15 protein-coding genes are annotated in these 14,119 nt (G+C 61.3%); all 15 read right to left on the bottom strand.

The features are described 5' to 3' along the window. Positions 1-102: 102 nt before the first annotated feature. Complete coding sequence (gene fliA / locus ATI14_RS16590; RefSeq protein WP_016973417.1) at positions 103-843, bottom strand: RNA polymerase sigma factor FliA; 741 nt, start codon at positions 841-843, stop codon at positions 103-105. Continuing rightward, positions 840-1,673 carry a flagellar synthesis regulator FleN gene (gene fleN / locus ATI14_RS16585; protein WP_003192912.1) on the bottom strand — a complete coding sequence of 278 codons (834 nt, stop codon included), beginning with the start codon at positions 1,671-1,673 and terminating at the stop codon, positions 840-842. Before fleN ends, fliA begins: the two co-directional genes overlap by 4 nt. 104 nt (positions 1,674-1,777) lie before the next feature. Beyond that, a complete protein-coding gene (gene flhF, locus ATI14_RS16580; RefSeq protein WP_016973416.1) occupies positions 1,778-3,094 on the bottom strand; it encodes a flagellar biosynthesis GTPase FlhF in 1,317 nt (438 codons plus the stop codon). 11 nt (positions 3,095-3,105) lie between these two features. Next, on the bottom strand, positions 3,106-5,220 hold the full coding sequence (flhA, locus tag ATI14_RS16575; protein ID WP_031320259.1) for a flagellar biosynthesis protein FlhA: 2,115 nt from the start codon (positions 5,218-5,220) through the stop codon (positions 3,106-3,108). 258 nt (positions 5,221-5,478) lie between these two features. Next, a complete protein-coding gene (locus tag ATI14_RS16570; protein ID WP_016973414.1) occupies positions 5,479-5,679 on the bottom strand; it encodes a cold-shock protein in 201 nt (66 codons plus the stop codon). A gap of 165 nt (positions 5,680-5,844) precedes the next feature. Further along, complete coding sequence (flhB, locus tag ATI14_RS16565; RefSeq protein WP_016973413.1) at positions 5,845-6,981, bottom strand: flagellar biosynthesis protein FlhB; 1,137 nt, start codon at positions 6,979-6,981, stop codon at positions 5,845-5,847. Between the two features lie 3 nt (positions 6,982-6,984). After that, complete coding sequence (fliR, locus tag ATI14_RS16560; protein WP_016973412.1) at positions 6,985-7,770, bottom strand: flagellar biosynthetic protein FliR; 786 nt, start codon at positions 7,768-7,770, stop codon at positions 6,985-6,987. A 4-nt stretch (positions 7,771-7,774) separates the two neighbouring features. After that, a complete protein-coding gene (fliQ, locus tag ATI14_RS16555) occupies positions 7,775-8,044 on the bottom strand; it encodes a flagellar biosynthesis protein FliQ (protein ID WP_003214552.1) in 270 nt (89 codons plus the stop codon). Positions 8,045-8,048: 4 nt separating this feature from the next. After that, positions 8,049-8,792 carry a flagellar type III secretion system pore protein FliP gene (fliP, locus tag ATI14_RS16550; RefSeq protein ID WP_016973411.1) on the bottom strand — a complete coding sequence of 248 codons (744 nt, stop codon included), beginning with the start codon at positions 8,790-8,792 and terminating at the stop codon, positions 8,049-8,051. Then, positions 8,792-9,232 (bottom strand): flagellar biosynthetic protein FliO, encoded by a 441-nt coding sequence (gene fliO, locus ATI14_RS16545; RefSeq protein WP_016973410.1) that lies wholly within the window; start codon positions 9,230-9,232, stop codon positions 8,792-8,794. The genes fliP and fliO overlap by 1 nt, the downstream gene beginning before the upstream one ends. A gap of 1 nt (position 9,233) precedes the next feature. Beyond that, the gene (gene fliN / locus ATI14_RS16540; protein ID WP_016973409.1) at positions 9,234-9,701 is read right to left on the bottom strand and encodes a flagellar motor switch protein FliN; all 468 of its coding nucleotides are present in this window, start codon (positions 9,699-9,701) and stop codon (positions 9,234-9,236) included. 34 nt (positions 9,702-9,735) lie between these two features. After that, entirely contained in the window at positions 9,736-10,704 is a 969-nt protein-coding gene (fliM, locus tag ATI14_RS16535; RefSeq protein WP_016973408.1) for a flagellar motor switch protein FliM, read from the bottom strand. Between the two features lie 9 nt (positions 10,705-10,713). Beyond that, complete coding sequence (gene fliL, locus ATI14_RS16530; protein WP_016973407.1) at positions 10,714-11,214, bottom strand: flagellar basal body-associated protein FliL; 501 nt, start codon at positions 11,212-11,214, stop codon at positions 10,714-10,716. Between the two features lie 254 nt (positions 11,215-11,468). Further along, positions 11,469-12,815 carry a flagellar hook-length control protein FliK gene (locus ATI14_RS16525; protein ID WP_016973406.1) on the bottom strand — a complete coding sequence of 449 codons (1,347 nt, stop codon included), beginning with the start codon at positions 12,813-12,815 and terminating at the stop codon, positions 11,469-11,471. Between the two features lie 953 nt (positions 12,816-13,768). Beyond that, entirely contained in the window at positions 13,769-14,116 is a 348-nt protein-coding gene (locus ATI14_RS16520; protein WP_016972021.1) for an Hpt domain-containing protein, read from the bottom strand. Positions 14,117-14,119: the final 3 nt, after the last annotated feature.

Genomic DNA, 14,119 nt, shown 5'->3' with positions numbered 1-14,119 from the left:
CAACAGGCGTTACACAAAAAGGACTGCCCAGGGCACCACGGAACTGATCCGCGAAAACATGAAGCCTTCGCGGTAGCGTCTGCAGTGTCCCCACACTGCCTGTCAGCGCGCGCGCCACTCTCCCAATCGCCCCCGCAAGCGGGCTGCGCACTGGCTGTGCAGCTGGCTGACACGCGACTCGCTGACCCCCAGGACCTCACCGATTTCCTTGAGGTTCAGCTCTTCGTCGTAGTACAGCGCCAACACCAGTCGCTCACGCTCCGGCAAATTGGCAATCGCCTCCGCCAACGCCCCCTGGAAACGTTCGTCTTCCAGGTCACGCGACGGTTCGAGATGTGCACTCGCGCCGTCCTCGTGCAGCCCTTCGTGTTCGCCGTCCTGCAACAGGTCGTCGAAACTGAACAGGCGGCTGCCCAAGGTATCGTTCAAAATCCCGTAGTAATCGTCGAGACTCAATTGGAGTTCGGCCGCAACTTCATGATCTTTAGCGTCACGACCGGTTTTTGCTTCAATTGCGCGAATGGCGTCACTGACCATTCGCGTGTTGCGGTGTACCGAACGCGGCGCCCAATCCCCTTTACGCACCTCATCGAGCATCGCGCCACGGATGCGGATGCCCGCATACGTCTCGAAACTCGCACCCTTGCTCGCGTCGTATTTGGTCGACACTTCGAGCAGGCCGATCATGCCGGCCTGGATCAGGTCTTCCACCTGCACGCTGGCGGGCAGGCGTGCCAGCAAGTGATAGGCAATGCGCTTGACCAGAGGCGCATAACGCTCGATCAATTCGCCCTGGCTGTCACGGGCCGACTTTTTGTAAAGGTTGTAGCCGCTGGATGTCATAGCACCGGTCCTGCGCTCGTCTGATGCACCAAACGCTCGACGAAAAACTCCAGATGCCCCCGCGGGTTGGCAGGCAACGGCCAGGTATCGACCTTCTGGGCAATGGCCTTGAACGCCAGTGCGCACTTCGAACGAGGGAACGCTTCATAGACCGCACGCTGCTTTTGCACGGCCTTGCGCACACACTCGTCATACGGAACTGCGCCGACGTATTGTAAGGCGACATCGAGGAAGCGATCCGTGACCTTGGTCAACTTGGCGAACAGGTTGCGCCCTTCCTGCGGGCTCTGGGCCATGTTGGCCAGCACGCGGAAGCGGTTCATGCCGTAGTCACGGTTAAGCAGTTTGATCAGGGCGTAGGCGTCGGTGATCGAAGTGGGTTCATCGCAGACCACCAACAGCACCTCCTGCGCCGCGCGCACGAAGCTGACCACGGACTCGCCGATCCCGGCGGCGGTGTCGATCACCAGCACGTCGAGGTTGTCGCCGATGTCGCTGAAAGCCTGAATCAGGCCGGCATGTTGCGCCGGGCTCAGGTGCACCATGCTCTGGGTGCCCGAGGCTGCCGGCACGATGCGAATGCCGCCGGGGCCTTGCAGCAGCACATCGCGCAGCTCACAGCGGCCTTCAATCACATCGGCGAGGGTGTGTTTGGGTGTCAGCCCGAGCAAAACGTCGACATTTGCCAACCCCAGGTCAGCATCCAGCAGCATGACGCGACGGCCAAGCTCTGCCAGGGCCAGGGACAAATTCACTGACACGTTAGTTTTCCCGACGCCACCTTTGCCGCCGGTCACCGCGATCACCTGTACGGGATGCATGCTGCCCATTTTATTTCTTTACCTTGTCTTGCTTAGACGCAGGCTACATGGCTTGGCCGCGTGAATCGCTTGCAGACCATCGATGTAGATACTTTTCACGGTGTTCACTGCCCTCAACCGACCCGTTTTGCCGGGTTGTGGTAGAGGTCCGCGAACATGTCAGCCATCGCTTCCTCGCTAGGCTCTTCTTGCATTTGCACACTGACGGCACGGCTGACCAACTGATGACGGCGCGGCAGATGCAGATCATCCGGAATCCGCGGGCCGTCGGTCAGGTAAGCAACCGGTAATTCATGGCTGATCGCCAGGCTCAACACTTCACCCAGGCTCGCGGTTTCATCGAGCTTGGTCAGGATGCAACCGGCCAGGCCGCAACGCTTGTAGCTGTGGTACGCAGCGGTAAGAACCTGTTTCTGGCTGGTGGTTGCAAGCACCAGGTAATTTTTCGACTTGATGCCACGCCCGGCCAGGCTTTCGAGCTGCATGCGCAAGGCCGGGTCGCTGGCTTGCAGGCCGGCGGTGTCGATCAGCACCACGCGCTTGCGCAGCAGTGGATCGAGGGCATTGGCCAGGGACTGGCCCGGGTCGACGTGGGTCACCGGCACATTGAGGATGCGGCCCAGGGTCTTGAGCTGTTCCTGGGCGCCGATGCGATAACTGTCCATGCTCACCAGCGCAATATTCTGCGCGCCGTATTTGAGCACATAACGCGCGGCCAGCTTGGCCAGGGTGGTGGTCTTGCCCATGCCGGCAGGGCCGACCATGGCGATCACACCGCCCTCTTCCAGGGGTTCGATTTCCGGGGTGACGATCATGCGCGCCAAGTGCGCCAGCAGCATGCGCCAGGCCTGGCGCGGCTCTTCGACTTCGGCGGTGAGCGCCAGCAGGTCGCGGGACAACGGGCCGGACAGGCCGATCCGTTGCAGGCGGCGCCACAGGTTGGCCTGTTGCGGTTTGCTGCCTTGCAGTTGGGTCCAGGCCAGTGAGCCGAGCTGCACTTCCAGCAGTTCACGCAGACCGTTGAGCTCAAAACGCATCGAATCGAACACGCGCGGGTCAACCGCAGGCGCCGGGGCAGGCGCAGCAGGACGCGGTGGTTCTTTGAAAGTGGGCTCGACCAACGGCTCGGACGCGGTCAGCGGCAACCCGGCGAACAGCTGGCGATTGGTGGTGGCATCGCTGTCGCCACGCATGCTCAATTCCGCCTGGGCCGACACAATGCGCGAGGCGGTCTTGCGCAACTCGTCTTCGAGCTCCATGTTCGGCACGCGCGGCGCCAGCGCCTGGGGAGTGTAATCCAGGGCAGCCGTCAGCTCGACACCGCCGGCAATGCGACGGTTTCCGATAATCGCGGCATCGGCGCCCAGCTCATCACGAACCAGTTTCATGGCCTGACGCATATCGGCGGCGAAAAAACGCTTAACTTGCATAACCCACTACCTCAGCCGTTGGGCCCTACTGTCGCGACGATAGTCACTTGCTTGTTGTCAGGAATTTCCTGATAAGCCAAAACGTGCAAATTCGGAACTGCCAGGCGACCAAACCGCGACAACATCGCTCGAACCGGGCCCGCCACCAGCAGGATCACCGGGTGGCCCGCCATTTCCTGGCGCTGTGCGGCTTCGATCAACGAACGCTGCAGTTTTTCAGCCATGCTTGGCTCCAGCAGAACGCCCTCTTCCTGGCCTTGCCCTGCCTTCTGAATACTATTGAGCAATATTTGTTCCAACCTTGGCTCCAGGGTGATCACAGGCAGCTCAGACTCAATGCCTACAATGCTTTGCACGATGGCACGGGACAGGCCGACACGCACCGCAGCCACCAGAGCGGCAGTATCTTGACTCTTGGCGGCATTGTTGGCGATGGCCTCGGCAATGCTGCGGATGTCGCGCACCGGCACCTGTTCGGCCAACAACGCTTGCAGCACTTTGAGCAATTGCGAAAGTGACAGCACGCCGGGCACCAGTTCTTCGGCCAGTTTTGGCGACGCTTTGGCCAGCAACCCCATCAATTGCTGGACTTCCTCGTGGCCGATCAGCTCGTGGGAGTGCTTGTACAGAATTTGGTTAAGGTGGGTGGCGACCACCGTGCTGGCGTCCACCACGGTGTAACCGAGGGACTGCGCCTGACTGCGCTGGCTGACTTCGATCCACACCGCTTCCAGGCCGAAAGCCGGATCTTTGGCGGTAATGCCGTTGAGCGTGCCGAACACCTGGCCCGGGTTGATCGCCAGTTCGCGGTCCGGGTAGATCTCGGCTTCGGCGAGAATCACGCCCATCAGCGTCAGGCGATAGGCGCTGGGCGCAAGGTCGAGGTTGTCGCGGATGTGCACGGTGGGCATCAGGAAGCCCAGGTCCTGCGACAGTTTCTTGCGCACCCCTTTGATCCGCGCGAGCAATTGCCCACCCTGGTTGCGGTCCACCAAGGGAATCAGGCGGTAGCCGACTTCCAGGCCGATCATGTCGATCGGGGTCACGTCATCCCAGCCCAGCTCCTTGGTTTCCTGGGCGCGGGCCGGGGATGGCAACAGGTCCTGCTGGCGGGCGATCTCTTGCTGGGCGAGTACCTTGACCGCATTTTGCTTGCGCCAGAACAGGTAGGCAGCGCCGGCCGCCATGGCCGCCATGCTCAGGAACGACACGTGGGGCATGCCCGGCACGATGCCCATGATCGCCATGATGCCCGCCGCCACGGCCAGCGCTTTGGGCGAGGCGAACATCTGGCGGCTGATCTGCTTGCCCATGTCTTCGGAGCCCGACGCACGGGTCACCATGATGGCCGCTGCTGTGGATAACAACAGTGATGGCAATTGCGCCACTAAACCGTCACCGATGGTCAGCAAGGCGTAGACCTTGCCCGCATCGCCAAAGGTCATGCCGTGCTGGAAGATCCCGACTGCCATGCCGCCGATCAGGTTGATGAACAGAATCAACAGGCCGGCGATGGCATCACCGCGCACGAATTTGCTCGCACCGTCCATGGAGCCGTAGAACTCGGCTTCCTGGGCGACTTCCAGACGGCGTGCCTTGGCCTGGTTCTGATCGATCAGGCCGGCGTTGAGGTCGGCGTCGATGGCCATTTGTTTGCCGGGCATGGCGTCGAGGGTAAACCGTGCGCTCACCTCGGAAATCCGCCCGGCGCCCTTGGTCACTACCACGAAGTTGATGATCATCAGGATCGCGAACACCACAATACCGACGACATAGTTGCCGCCGATCACCACCTCACCAAAGGCCTGGATCACTTTACCGGCGGCGGCGTGGCCGTCCTGGCCGTGCAGCATGACCACACGGGTCGAAGCCACGTTCAGCGCCAGCCGCAACAGGGTCGCCACCAGCAGAATGGTCGGGAATACCGCAAAATCCAGCGGCCGCAGCGCGTACACGCACACCAGCAGTACGACGACGGACAGGGCGATGTTGAAGGTGAAGAACACATCGAGCAGGAACGGCGGCATCGGCAACATCATCATTGCCAGCATCACCAGCAACAACAACGGCACGCCCAGGTTGCCCCGCGACAGGTCAGTCAGGGTGCCACGGGCCGTGCTGAGCATTTGAGAGCGATCTACCACCGGTATTCCTCGTGTTCCTTGAAGCAAAGTTTTGACGCCTGAGGGCGTCTTGAAGGCGGTATTGCAAGAAGCCTTCCAACTTTGGTTTCAAGACGACGATCATCGAGGGACACCCCGTTCAAGTGTGGGAGCTGGCTTGCCTGCGATGGCGGTGAGTCAGTCGAGGATGAGCAAGCTGACCCGGCGCTATCGCAGGCAAGCCAGCTCCCACACTATTGGCCTGTGCAGGCAGGCAGGCCGCTAAATAACCTTGATATAGAGCGCAAAAACGCCCTTGGGCCGGTGGATTCTACCGAACTGCACGCGCTGGCCTTGTTGCAGCCATACCCCCGCCGAGCTCTTGAGGTCGACACGCACGGATTCGCCCGCGTCGTCCAGCAGGATGAACCCCTCGCCGGTGCTGCGGTTATATGACTTGATCGTGCCGGTGATCGCTTCCATGGCCCAGTCCTCTGCATCTCTTGACTACGTGTGCGCAGGTGCCTGGCGCTATGGAACCGCGGGGCCGCACCCCTGACTACTGTCAACATTGACAGTCAGCAGGGGTTTCGGACGAATGGAACGGTGTCAATTTTTCAGACATGAGCGTCGCGCAAAAGCCGGCAATCAGGCGTCGCGACGCAACTCCGGTGGAATCGGCAGATCCTTCAGCGGCTCCGGACGTTTGCCTTTGCCCGCGCGGTATTGGCGGATTTGATAGACATAGGCCAACACCTGCGCCACGGCGAGGTACAGGCCGGCAGGGATTTCCTGATCGAGATCGGTGGAATAGAAGATCGACCGCGCCAGTTCCGGCGACTCCAGCAACAGGATGTCGTTGGCCACGGCAATTTCGCGGATTTTCAGTGCAGTAAAGTCACTGCCCTTGGCCAGCAGCATCGGCGCACCACCCTTCTCCGGGTCGTACTTGAGGGCCACGGCGTAGTGGGTCGGGTTGGTGATGACCACGTCGGCGTCGGGCACCGCCGCCATCATCTTGCGCTGGGACATCTCGCGCTGCAGCTGGCGAATGCGTTGCTTGACCTCCGGGCGCCCCTCCTGGTCCTTGTGCTCGTCGCGCACTTCCTGCTTGGTCATCAGCAGTTTCTTGTGGGCTTCCCACAGCTGGATCGGCGCATCCACGGCAGCAATGATGATCAACCCGCACGCCATCCACAAAGAACTCCAGCCCACCAATTGCACGCTGTGAATGATCGCCGACTCCAGCGGCTCATGGGCGATGCGCAGCAGGTCGTCGATGTCGGACGACAATACGGTCAGCGCCACGAACAGAATCAGGATGAATTTGGCCAGGGCCTTGAGCAGCTCCACCAGCGCTTTGCTGGAAAACATGCGCTTGAGCCCGGGCCCCGGGTTCAGGCGGCTGAATTTGGGCGCCATGCTGCCCGGCGCAAACAACCAGCCACCGAGGGACACCGGGCCGATCAACGCCGCCAGCAGCAACGTGATCAGCACCGGCTGCACCGCCAGAATCGCGATTTTGCCGGAATGCAGCAGGTACAGTCCCATGGCGCCAGGGCTGAGCAGCACCTCTCGGGGCAACGCGAAGTTGAGCTTCATCAACTCCATCAGGTCCAGCGCCAGGCCACCACCGTAGATCAGCAGGCCACCGGCACCGGCGAGCATCACCGCCAGGGTATTGAGCTCTTTGGAACGAGCAATCTCACCCTTTTCCCTGGAGTCCTTTTTGCGTTTCTCCGTGGGGTCTTCTGTTTTGTCCTGGCCACTCTCGCTTTCGGCCATGGCTCAACGCGCCCGTGCCAAGTCACGTAAGAACTGCAAGGCGTCGGTCGCCAGCGGTTGATACTGATTGAGAATGTCGGCCATGCCGATCCAGAAAATCCCCATGCCCAACACCAGCGTCAGGGGGAAACCAATCGAGAAGATGTTCAGTTGCGGCGCCGCGCGGGTCATCACGCCGAACGCGATGTTGACCACCAGCAGCGCCGTGATCGCCGGCAGCACCAGCAGCAACGAGGCGCCGAGCACCCAGCTCAGACGGCCCACCAGTTCCCAGAAATGATTGACCACCAGCCCCGAGCCCACCGGCAAGGTGGTGAAGCTCTCGGTCATGACTTCGAACACCACCAAATGGCCGTTCATCGACAGGAAAATCAAGGTCACCAGCATGGTCAGGAACTGCCCGATCACCGCCACCGACACGCCGTTGGTAGGGTCGACCATGGACGCGAAGCCCATGCCCATCTGGATCGAGATGATTTGCCCGGCGATCACGAATGCTTGGAAAAACAGCGTGAGCGAGAAGCCCATCAGCGCACCGATCAGGATTTGCTCGGCAATCAGCAGCAAGGCACTCAGGTCCAGGGCATTGACCGGCGGCATCGGCGGCAAACCGGGCACGATCACCACGGTGATGGCAAAGGCGAAATACAGGCGGATACGCCGCGGCACTAGGGTGGTACCAAATACCGGCATGGTCATCAACACGGCCGTGACGCGGAACATCGGCAGGATGAAGGACGCGACCCAGGTGCTGATCTGGGTGTCGGTCAGGGCCAGGACAGACTGCATGCGGTCAGCCGATCAACTGCGGAATACTGCCGTACAGCTGCAGGATGTATTCCATGAAGGTTTGCACCAGCCACGGGCCGGCGACGATCAGGGTGATCAGCATCACCAGCAGACGCGGCAAAAAGCTCAAGGTCTGTTCGTTGATCTGGGTGGCCGCCTGGAACATCGCCACCAGCAGGCCCACCAACAGGCTCGGCACCACCAGTACGGCGACCATCATGGTGGTCAGCCACAACGCTTCACGGAACAGGTCGACCGCAACTTCGGGCGTCATCGCGCTATACCCCGCCGAAACTGCTGGCCAGGGTGCCGATAATCAGCGCCCAGCCGTCAACCAATACAAACAGCATGATCTTGAACGGCAACGAAATGATCAGCGGCGACAGCATCATCATACCCATGGCCATCAACACGCTCGCCACCACGAGGTCGATGATCAGGAACGGGATGAAGATCATGAAACCGATCTGGAATGCGGTTTTCAGTTCCGAGGTCACGAACGCAGGCACGAGGATGGTCAGCGGCGCCTGATCCGGCGTGGCGATGTCGGTACGTTTGGACAAACGCATAAACAGCTCAAGGTCGCTGGAGCGGGTTTGCGACAGCATGAAATCCTTGATCGGGCCCTGGGCCTTTGCCACCGCGTCCTGGGCCGAAAGCTTTTCCGCCAGATAGGGTTGCAGCGCCTGCTGGTTCACCTTGTCGAACACCGGCGCCATGATGAACAGCGTCAGAAACAGGGCCATGCCGGTGAGGATCTGGTTCGACGGCGTCTGTTGCAGGCCCAGGGCCTGACGCAGGATCGAGAACACGATGATGATGCGCGTGAAGCTGGTCATCAGCATGACGAACGCCGGGATAAAGCTCAGCGCCGTCATGATCAACAGGATCTGCAGGCTGACCGAATATTCCTGCGCCCCGGCCGCGTTGGTGCCCAAGGTAATCGCCGGGATCGACAACGGGTCGGCCGCAAATGCCAACGGCGCGGCCAGCAACAGCATGAGCGTCAATAAAACGCGCATTACTTCTTATCCTTCTGATCCTTGCCCAGCAACTCCATCAGGCGCTGGGCGAATTCCGGCGTGGCAGCCTCGGTTTTGGCCACTTCGACCGGCGACTTGAGCACGTGCAACGGTGTGATGCGCCCGGGCGTGATGCCCAGCAGAATCTGCTCATCGCCGACCTGCACCAGCACCAGCCGATCACGCGGGCCGAGGGCGCGCGAACCGACCATTTCGATCACCTGCGCATTGCCCGGCCCGATTCGCTGCACGCGGCGCATCAGCCAGGCCAGCACGAAGATCAGGCCCACCACCAACAGCAAACCCAGCACCAGCTGGGTCAACTGGCCGCCAATGCCACTGCTGACCACCGGCGCAGCCGCTGCCGCCTGGGCCACCGGCTCAGCCGCCAAGGCGCTCAATGGCAGCGCCAGAAACAGTCCCGCCATCGAATACTTCATATCAGCGCAACTTCTTGATGCGTTCGCTCGGGCTGATCACGTCCGTCAGACGGATGCCGAACTTCTCGTTGACCACCACCACTTCGCCATGGGCGATCAGCGTGCCGTTGACCAGTACGTCCAGCGGCTCGCCGGCCAGGCGGTCCAGCTCGATCACCGACCCCTGGTTGAGTTGCAGCAGGTTGCGGATGTTGATTTCGGTGCTGCCCACTTCCATGGAGATCGACACCGGAATGTCGAGGATCACATCCAGGTTCGGTCCATCAAGGGTCACCGGGTCATTGTTCTTCGGCACGCTGCCGAATTCTTCCATCGGCAGGCGCTTGCCGGCGGGCGACGTCGCGGCGTCGGCGGCGAGCAGCGCGTCAATGTCGTCCTGGCCAACATCGCCGGTTTCTTCCAGGGCCGCAGCCCATTCGTCAGCCAGGGCCTGGTCTTCGGCGGAAGTGTTTTCGTGTTCGGTAGCCATTACATGTCCTCGGCGCAGCAAAAATTAAGGTTGATCAGCGGCGGTTGATCGGTTCGATCACTTGCAGCGCCAGGTTGCCTTTGTGGGAACCCAGCTTGACCTTGAACGACGGCACGCCGTTGGCGCGCATGATCAGCTCGTCCGGCAGCTCGACCGGGATCACATCACCCGGCTGCATGTGCAAAATATCGCGCAAACGCAACTGGCGACGGGCCACCGTGGCGCTCAGCGGCACGTCGACGTCCAGCAGATCTTCGCGCAGGGCCTTGACCCAGCGCTCGTCCTGGTCGTCGAGGTCGGACTGGAAGCCAGCGTCGAGCATTTCACGCACCGGCTCGATCATCGAGTACGGCATGGTCACGTGCAGGTCGCCGCCACCGCCATCGAGTTCGATGTGGAACGTGGACACCACAATGGCTTCGCTGGGGCCGACGATGTTGGCCATGGCCGGGTTCACTTCCGAGTTGATGTACTCGAAATTGACTTCCATGATCGCCTGCCAGGCTTCCTTCAAGTCGATGAAGGCTTGCTCCAGCACCATGCGCACCACGCGCAGTTCGGTGGGGGTGAATTCACGGCCTTCGATCTTGGCATGGCGGCCGTCACCGCCGAAGAAGTTGTCCACCAGCTTGAACACCAGTTTGGCGTCGAGGATGAACAGCGCGGTGCCGCGCAGGGGTTTGATCTTGACCAGGTTGAGGCTGGTGGGCACGTACAGCGAGTGCACGTATTCGCCGAACTTCATCACCTGCACGCCGCCCACCGCCACGTCCGCCGAGCGACGCAGCATGTTGAACATGCTGATGCGGGTGTAACGGGCGAAACGCTCGTTGATCATCTCCAGGGTCGGCATGCGCCCACGGACGATGCGATCCTGGCTGGTGAGGTCATAACTTTTGACGCTGCCGGGCTCGGCAGCCATTTCGGTCTGTACCAGACCATCGTCGACGCCGTGCAACAGCGCGTCGATTTCATCCTGGGACAGCAGGTCTTGCACGGCCATGTCGTGATCCTACTGCAATACGAAGTTAGTGAAGAGCGCCTGCTCGACCACGACTTTGCCGAGCTCTTTCTGGGCCACTTCCTGCACGCTGGCAGTGACCTTCTGACGCAGCATTTCCTGGCCGACGGGCGTGGCCAGGCTGTCGAAGCTCTGGCCGGAGAACAGCATCACCAGGTTGTTGCGGATCACTGGCATGTGCACTTTGAGCGCATCCAGGTCCGCCTGGTTACGCGCCAGCAAGGTGATGCTCACCTGCAGGTAGCGTTGACGACCGTTCTGATTGTAGTTGGCGACAAAGGCCGGAAGCATCGGCTCGAAGATTGCCGGTTGCTTGACGTTAGTGGCGGCCTCGGCCACAGGGGCCGGTTTGCTGGCGCTGCTGTGCATGATGTACCAGGTGCCGCCGATCGAGGCGCCAATGGCCAGCAGCAGGCCCAACACAATCAACAGGATAAGCTTGAGCTTGCCCTTGGCTGCAGGTGGTTTTGCTGCGTCGTCGCTCTTCGCCATGCCAATAATCCGTCACTATTCTGGGATTCATAGATCTACGGAATGGCAAGAGCAAGTGTTATGCCAGAGTTGTCTGGCACTCTGGGGGAAGAGCGGGCAACACCAATCAAATGTGGGAGCTGGCTTGTGTGGGAGCTGGCTTGCCTGCGATGCCTACGCCTCGGTCTGTCAGCCATACCGAAGTGATGCTATCGCGGGCAAGCCCGGCTTCCACACAAGCCAGCGCCCACACTCAGGGCTGTGTACGGCCTGGGTCAGGCGTAATAGTCGACGGCGCTGGAGCCAATCACGCTGGTGGTGACCGGCGCGACGGCTGCTGCGACTTCGGCGTGATCGGCCACATCACCGCCGTCCCCACGCCCGCCGCCGCCACTCACACCGCGCGCCTGGTTCTGCTGCTGTTGTTCCTGGCCTTGCCCCTGCCAGCCGCGGGACTGGTCGGAGACGTTAACGTCCACCTGCCCCATGCCCTGCTGGGCGAACATCTCACGCAGGCGGCCGGACTGGCTTTCCAGCGCTTCACGCACCACCGCATGACCGCTCATGAAGGTGACCTGGGCCTGCTGGTCGGCGGCCATATTCACTTTGATATCCAGGCGCCCCAGCTCGGCCGGCTGCAACTGGATCTCCGCCGACTTGAGGTTGGCGCTGGACAGGTACATCACGCGGTTGACCACTTCTTCGGTCCAGCCACTTTGATGCATCGCCAGCGGCGCGTTGGCCACCGGCGGCAAGGCGTTGGCGGCTTTCGGCGTGGCGGCCTGGGTCAACGCGGCGAGGCGGTTGGCGAAATCGTCGACGCGGGTGTCGCTGCGGGCGTCTTTCAAATCCTTGAGGCCGCCTTCGATCAAGCCGCTGAAGGCTTTGTCGCCGCCGTCAGTGCTGTCTTTGGTGGCTTGTTGATCGACCATGTTGGCCAGGCCCGCAGCAAAGTTTTGCGCAGCGGTGGGCTGATCCTGAGGCGTGGTGGGGGCGGCTTTCTGCGGCGTCTGGCTGCTGGCCGAGACGTGACCGCCCTGCTCCATCGCCAGGCGTACGGCGGGCATCGAATCCAGCGGATCGGCCGTGGGGTCGAACGCAGGTTGCTTGGCATCTTCGGTGGCGGCAACGGGCGCTGCGACGACGGGCTGGGCCTTGTCGTCCTGGGTGGCCGCAGGTGCCGGTGTTTGCACAGGCGGCGGAACAACCACCGGCGTGACGGCGGCGATCACGGCCGGGTCGACGACCGGGTCTGCCGGGGGCTGCTGCGCGACGGCCGGGTCGGTGGTTTTGTCGTCGTCAGTGCTGGCACTGTCGTCAGACTTGGCCGCGGGTTTGGCTGGCAAGGCATTGCCGCTATCGGCAACCGCTGGCGTGCTGGCGGCAGGTTTGTCGTTGCCCGCTGCAGGCTTGGCGCTGGCGTCGGAAGACTTGTCCCGCGAGGGTTTGGCGGGGGTGTCGTCGGATTTGATGGCCGGTTTTGAGCCTTGGCTGGCGAACACCTGAGCGAAGCCAGGGGCTTTATCCCGCGGGTCCGCAGCTGCCACCGAGAGGGTGGGAGCAGGCGCTTGAGGCTTGGCCGCGGGGGCAGCCTGAAGGAGCGAATTCGGGGCGACTGGCATAGGTAAGGGTCTCCACTGCATTGGGGGTCGGGGATGCAGTATGGGGAGGGAGAGCAAGAGTTGGGCCAGGTTTTGGTTTGGAGTGAATATCCGTTATTGGGGTGATGGCTGATATTGGTTCCGCTCTTACAGCGGCTCACTTTTGAAGAGCGCAAAAGTAAGCAAAACGCTCTTGCCCCAACACTCGGCACCTCGCCCAGGCTCGGTGTGCCCGTAATCCGACAGTGATTTGGGGGGCCGCCGCCACGCGCCATCCATGGCGCGGGGCGGCTAAACCGGCATCCCTGCCGGTTTACCCCCCAAATCCCTGCCGAATTCCGGCCAGCGTGTTTTAACGGGGCGCCTCAGATCAAGATCAAAAGCACGGCGGCCTGACAGCCGGCCTGAGTGGTGTAGAGCAAAAGCCAGCTCCCACAGAGAAGCAGATTTGTGCAGAGATTAGAGGCTCACTCGGTCAAAAAATGTGGGAGCGGGCTTGCTCGCGAATGCGGTCTGTCAGTTACATGGATGCTGGCTGACACACTGCTTTCGCGGGCAAGCCCGCTCCCACAGTTGGATATTCATTTATCAGGGTGAATGCAACCTGCCCTGGCAAAAACAGCGCTTTTGATCCAACCACTCAGGCCGGCTGTCAGGCCGCCGTGCTTTTGATTTTGATCTTGATCTCAGGCGCCCCGTTAAACACGCTGGCCGAACGCAGGCTTGAATCCGTGGGTAACCCGGCAGGACGCCGGGTTAGCCGCGCTGGGCCAAGGATGGCCCATCGCGGCGGCCCACGGATTCAAGCCGGAGTGAGGGCACACCGAGCCTAGGCGAGGTGCCGAGTGTAGGGGCAAGAGCGTTTGGTTACTTTGCGCTTTTCAAAGTGACCCGCCGTAAGGGCGGAACCAATAGCAGCCTTTACCGCAGCAACGGATATGTACTCAACTCAACTCAACTCAACTCAACAAAACCTAAATCTGAAACCGCTCCCGCTCCGACTCATACAACGGCCGAACCAACGCAAACTCATGATCTATCTGATCAACCAGCGCCCCGAGGTCCGCAACCGCCGTCCCCACAGACTCAGCTTCCAACCGCTGACACAACTGCGCCAACTTCACCGCCCCAAGGTTCCCGCTACTGCCCTTGAAGCTATGGGCAATCCGCCCCAACGCCTTGGCATCATCCCGCGCCTTGCGCAGTGCCTCGACGCGCTTTTGCGAGTCATCGAGAAAGGTATCCAGCAACTTGGGATACTCGCCCTCCATTACCTCCTGCAAACCCGACAACACGTCGGGGTCCAGATGAATCTCGGCCACTTG

It is taken from the genome of Pseudomonas tolaasii NCPPB 2192, from assembly GCF_002813445.1.
GTDB classification, from domain to species: domain Bacteria; phylum Pseudomonadota; class Gammaproteobacteria; order Pseudomonadales; family Pseudomonadaceae; genus Aquipseudomonas; species Aquipseudomonas tolaasii.
This window is presented reverse-complemented; position numbering and strand designations above follow the sequence as displayed.

Excerpts from the sequence above, each read along its gene's own strand:
- fliL (WP_016973407.1), bottom strand. The coding sequence starts at position 11,214 with ATGGCGAAGAGCGACGACGCAGCAAAACCACCTGCAGCCAAGGGCAAG.
- fliQ (WP_003214552.1), bottom strand. The coding sequence starts at position 8,044 with ATGACGCCCGAAGTTGCGGTCGACCTGTTCCGTGAAGCGTTGTGGCTG.
- fliO (WP_016973410.1), bottom strand. The coding sequence starts at position 9,232 with ATGAAGTATTCGATGGCGGGACTGTTTCTGGCGCTGCCATTGAGCGCC.
- fliM (WP_016973408.1), bottom strand. The coding sequence starts at position 10,704 with ATGGCCGTGCAAGACCTGCTGTCCCAGGATGAAATCGACGCGCTGTTG.
- flhA (WP_031320259.1), bottom strand. The coding sequence starts at position 5,220 with ATGCTCAGCACGGCCCGTGGCACCCTGACTGACCTGTCGCGGGGCAAC.
- fliR (WP_016973412.1), bottom strand. The coding sequence starts at position 7,770 with ATGCAGTCTGTCCTGGCCCTGACCGACACCCAGATCAGCACCTGGGTC.
- flhF (WP_016973416.1), bottom strand. The coding sequence starts at position 3,094 with ATGCAAGTTAAGCGTTTTTTCGCCGCCGATATGCGTCAGGCCATGAAA.
- ATI14_RS16570 (WP_016973414.1), bottom strand. The coding sequence starts at position 5,679 with ATGGAAGCGATCACCGGCACGATCAAGTCATATAACCGCAGCACCGGC.
- flhB (WP_016973413.1), bottom strand. The coding sequence starts at position 6,981 with ATGGCCGAAAGCGAGAGTGGCCAGGACAAAACAGAAGACCCCACGGAG.
- fliN (WP_016973409.1), bottom strand. The coding sequence starts at position 9,701 with ATGGCTACCGAACACGAAAACACTTCCGCCGAAGACCAGGCCCTGGCT.
- ATI14_RS16525 (WP_016973406.1), bottom strand. The coding sequence starts at position 12,815 with ATGCCAGTCGCCCCGAATTCGCTCCTTCAGGCTGCCCCCGCGGCCAAG.
- fliA (WP_016973417.1), bottom strand. The coding sequence starts at position 843 with ATGACATCCAGCGGCTACAACCTTTACAAAAAGTCGGCCCGTGACAGC.
- fliP (WP_016973411.1), bottom strand. The coding sequence starts at position 8,792 with ATGCGCGTTTTATTGACGCTCATGCTGTTGCTGGCCGCGCCGTTGGCA.
- fleN (WP_003192912.1), bottom strand. The coding sequence starts at position 1,673 with ATGGGCAGCATGCATCCCGTACAGGTGATCGCGGTGACCGGCGGCAAA.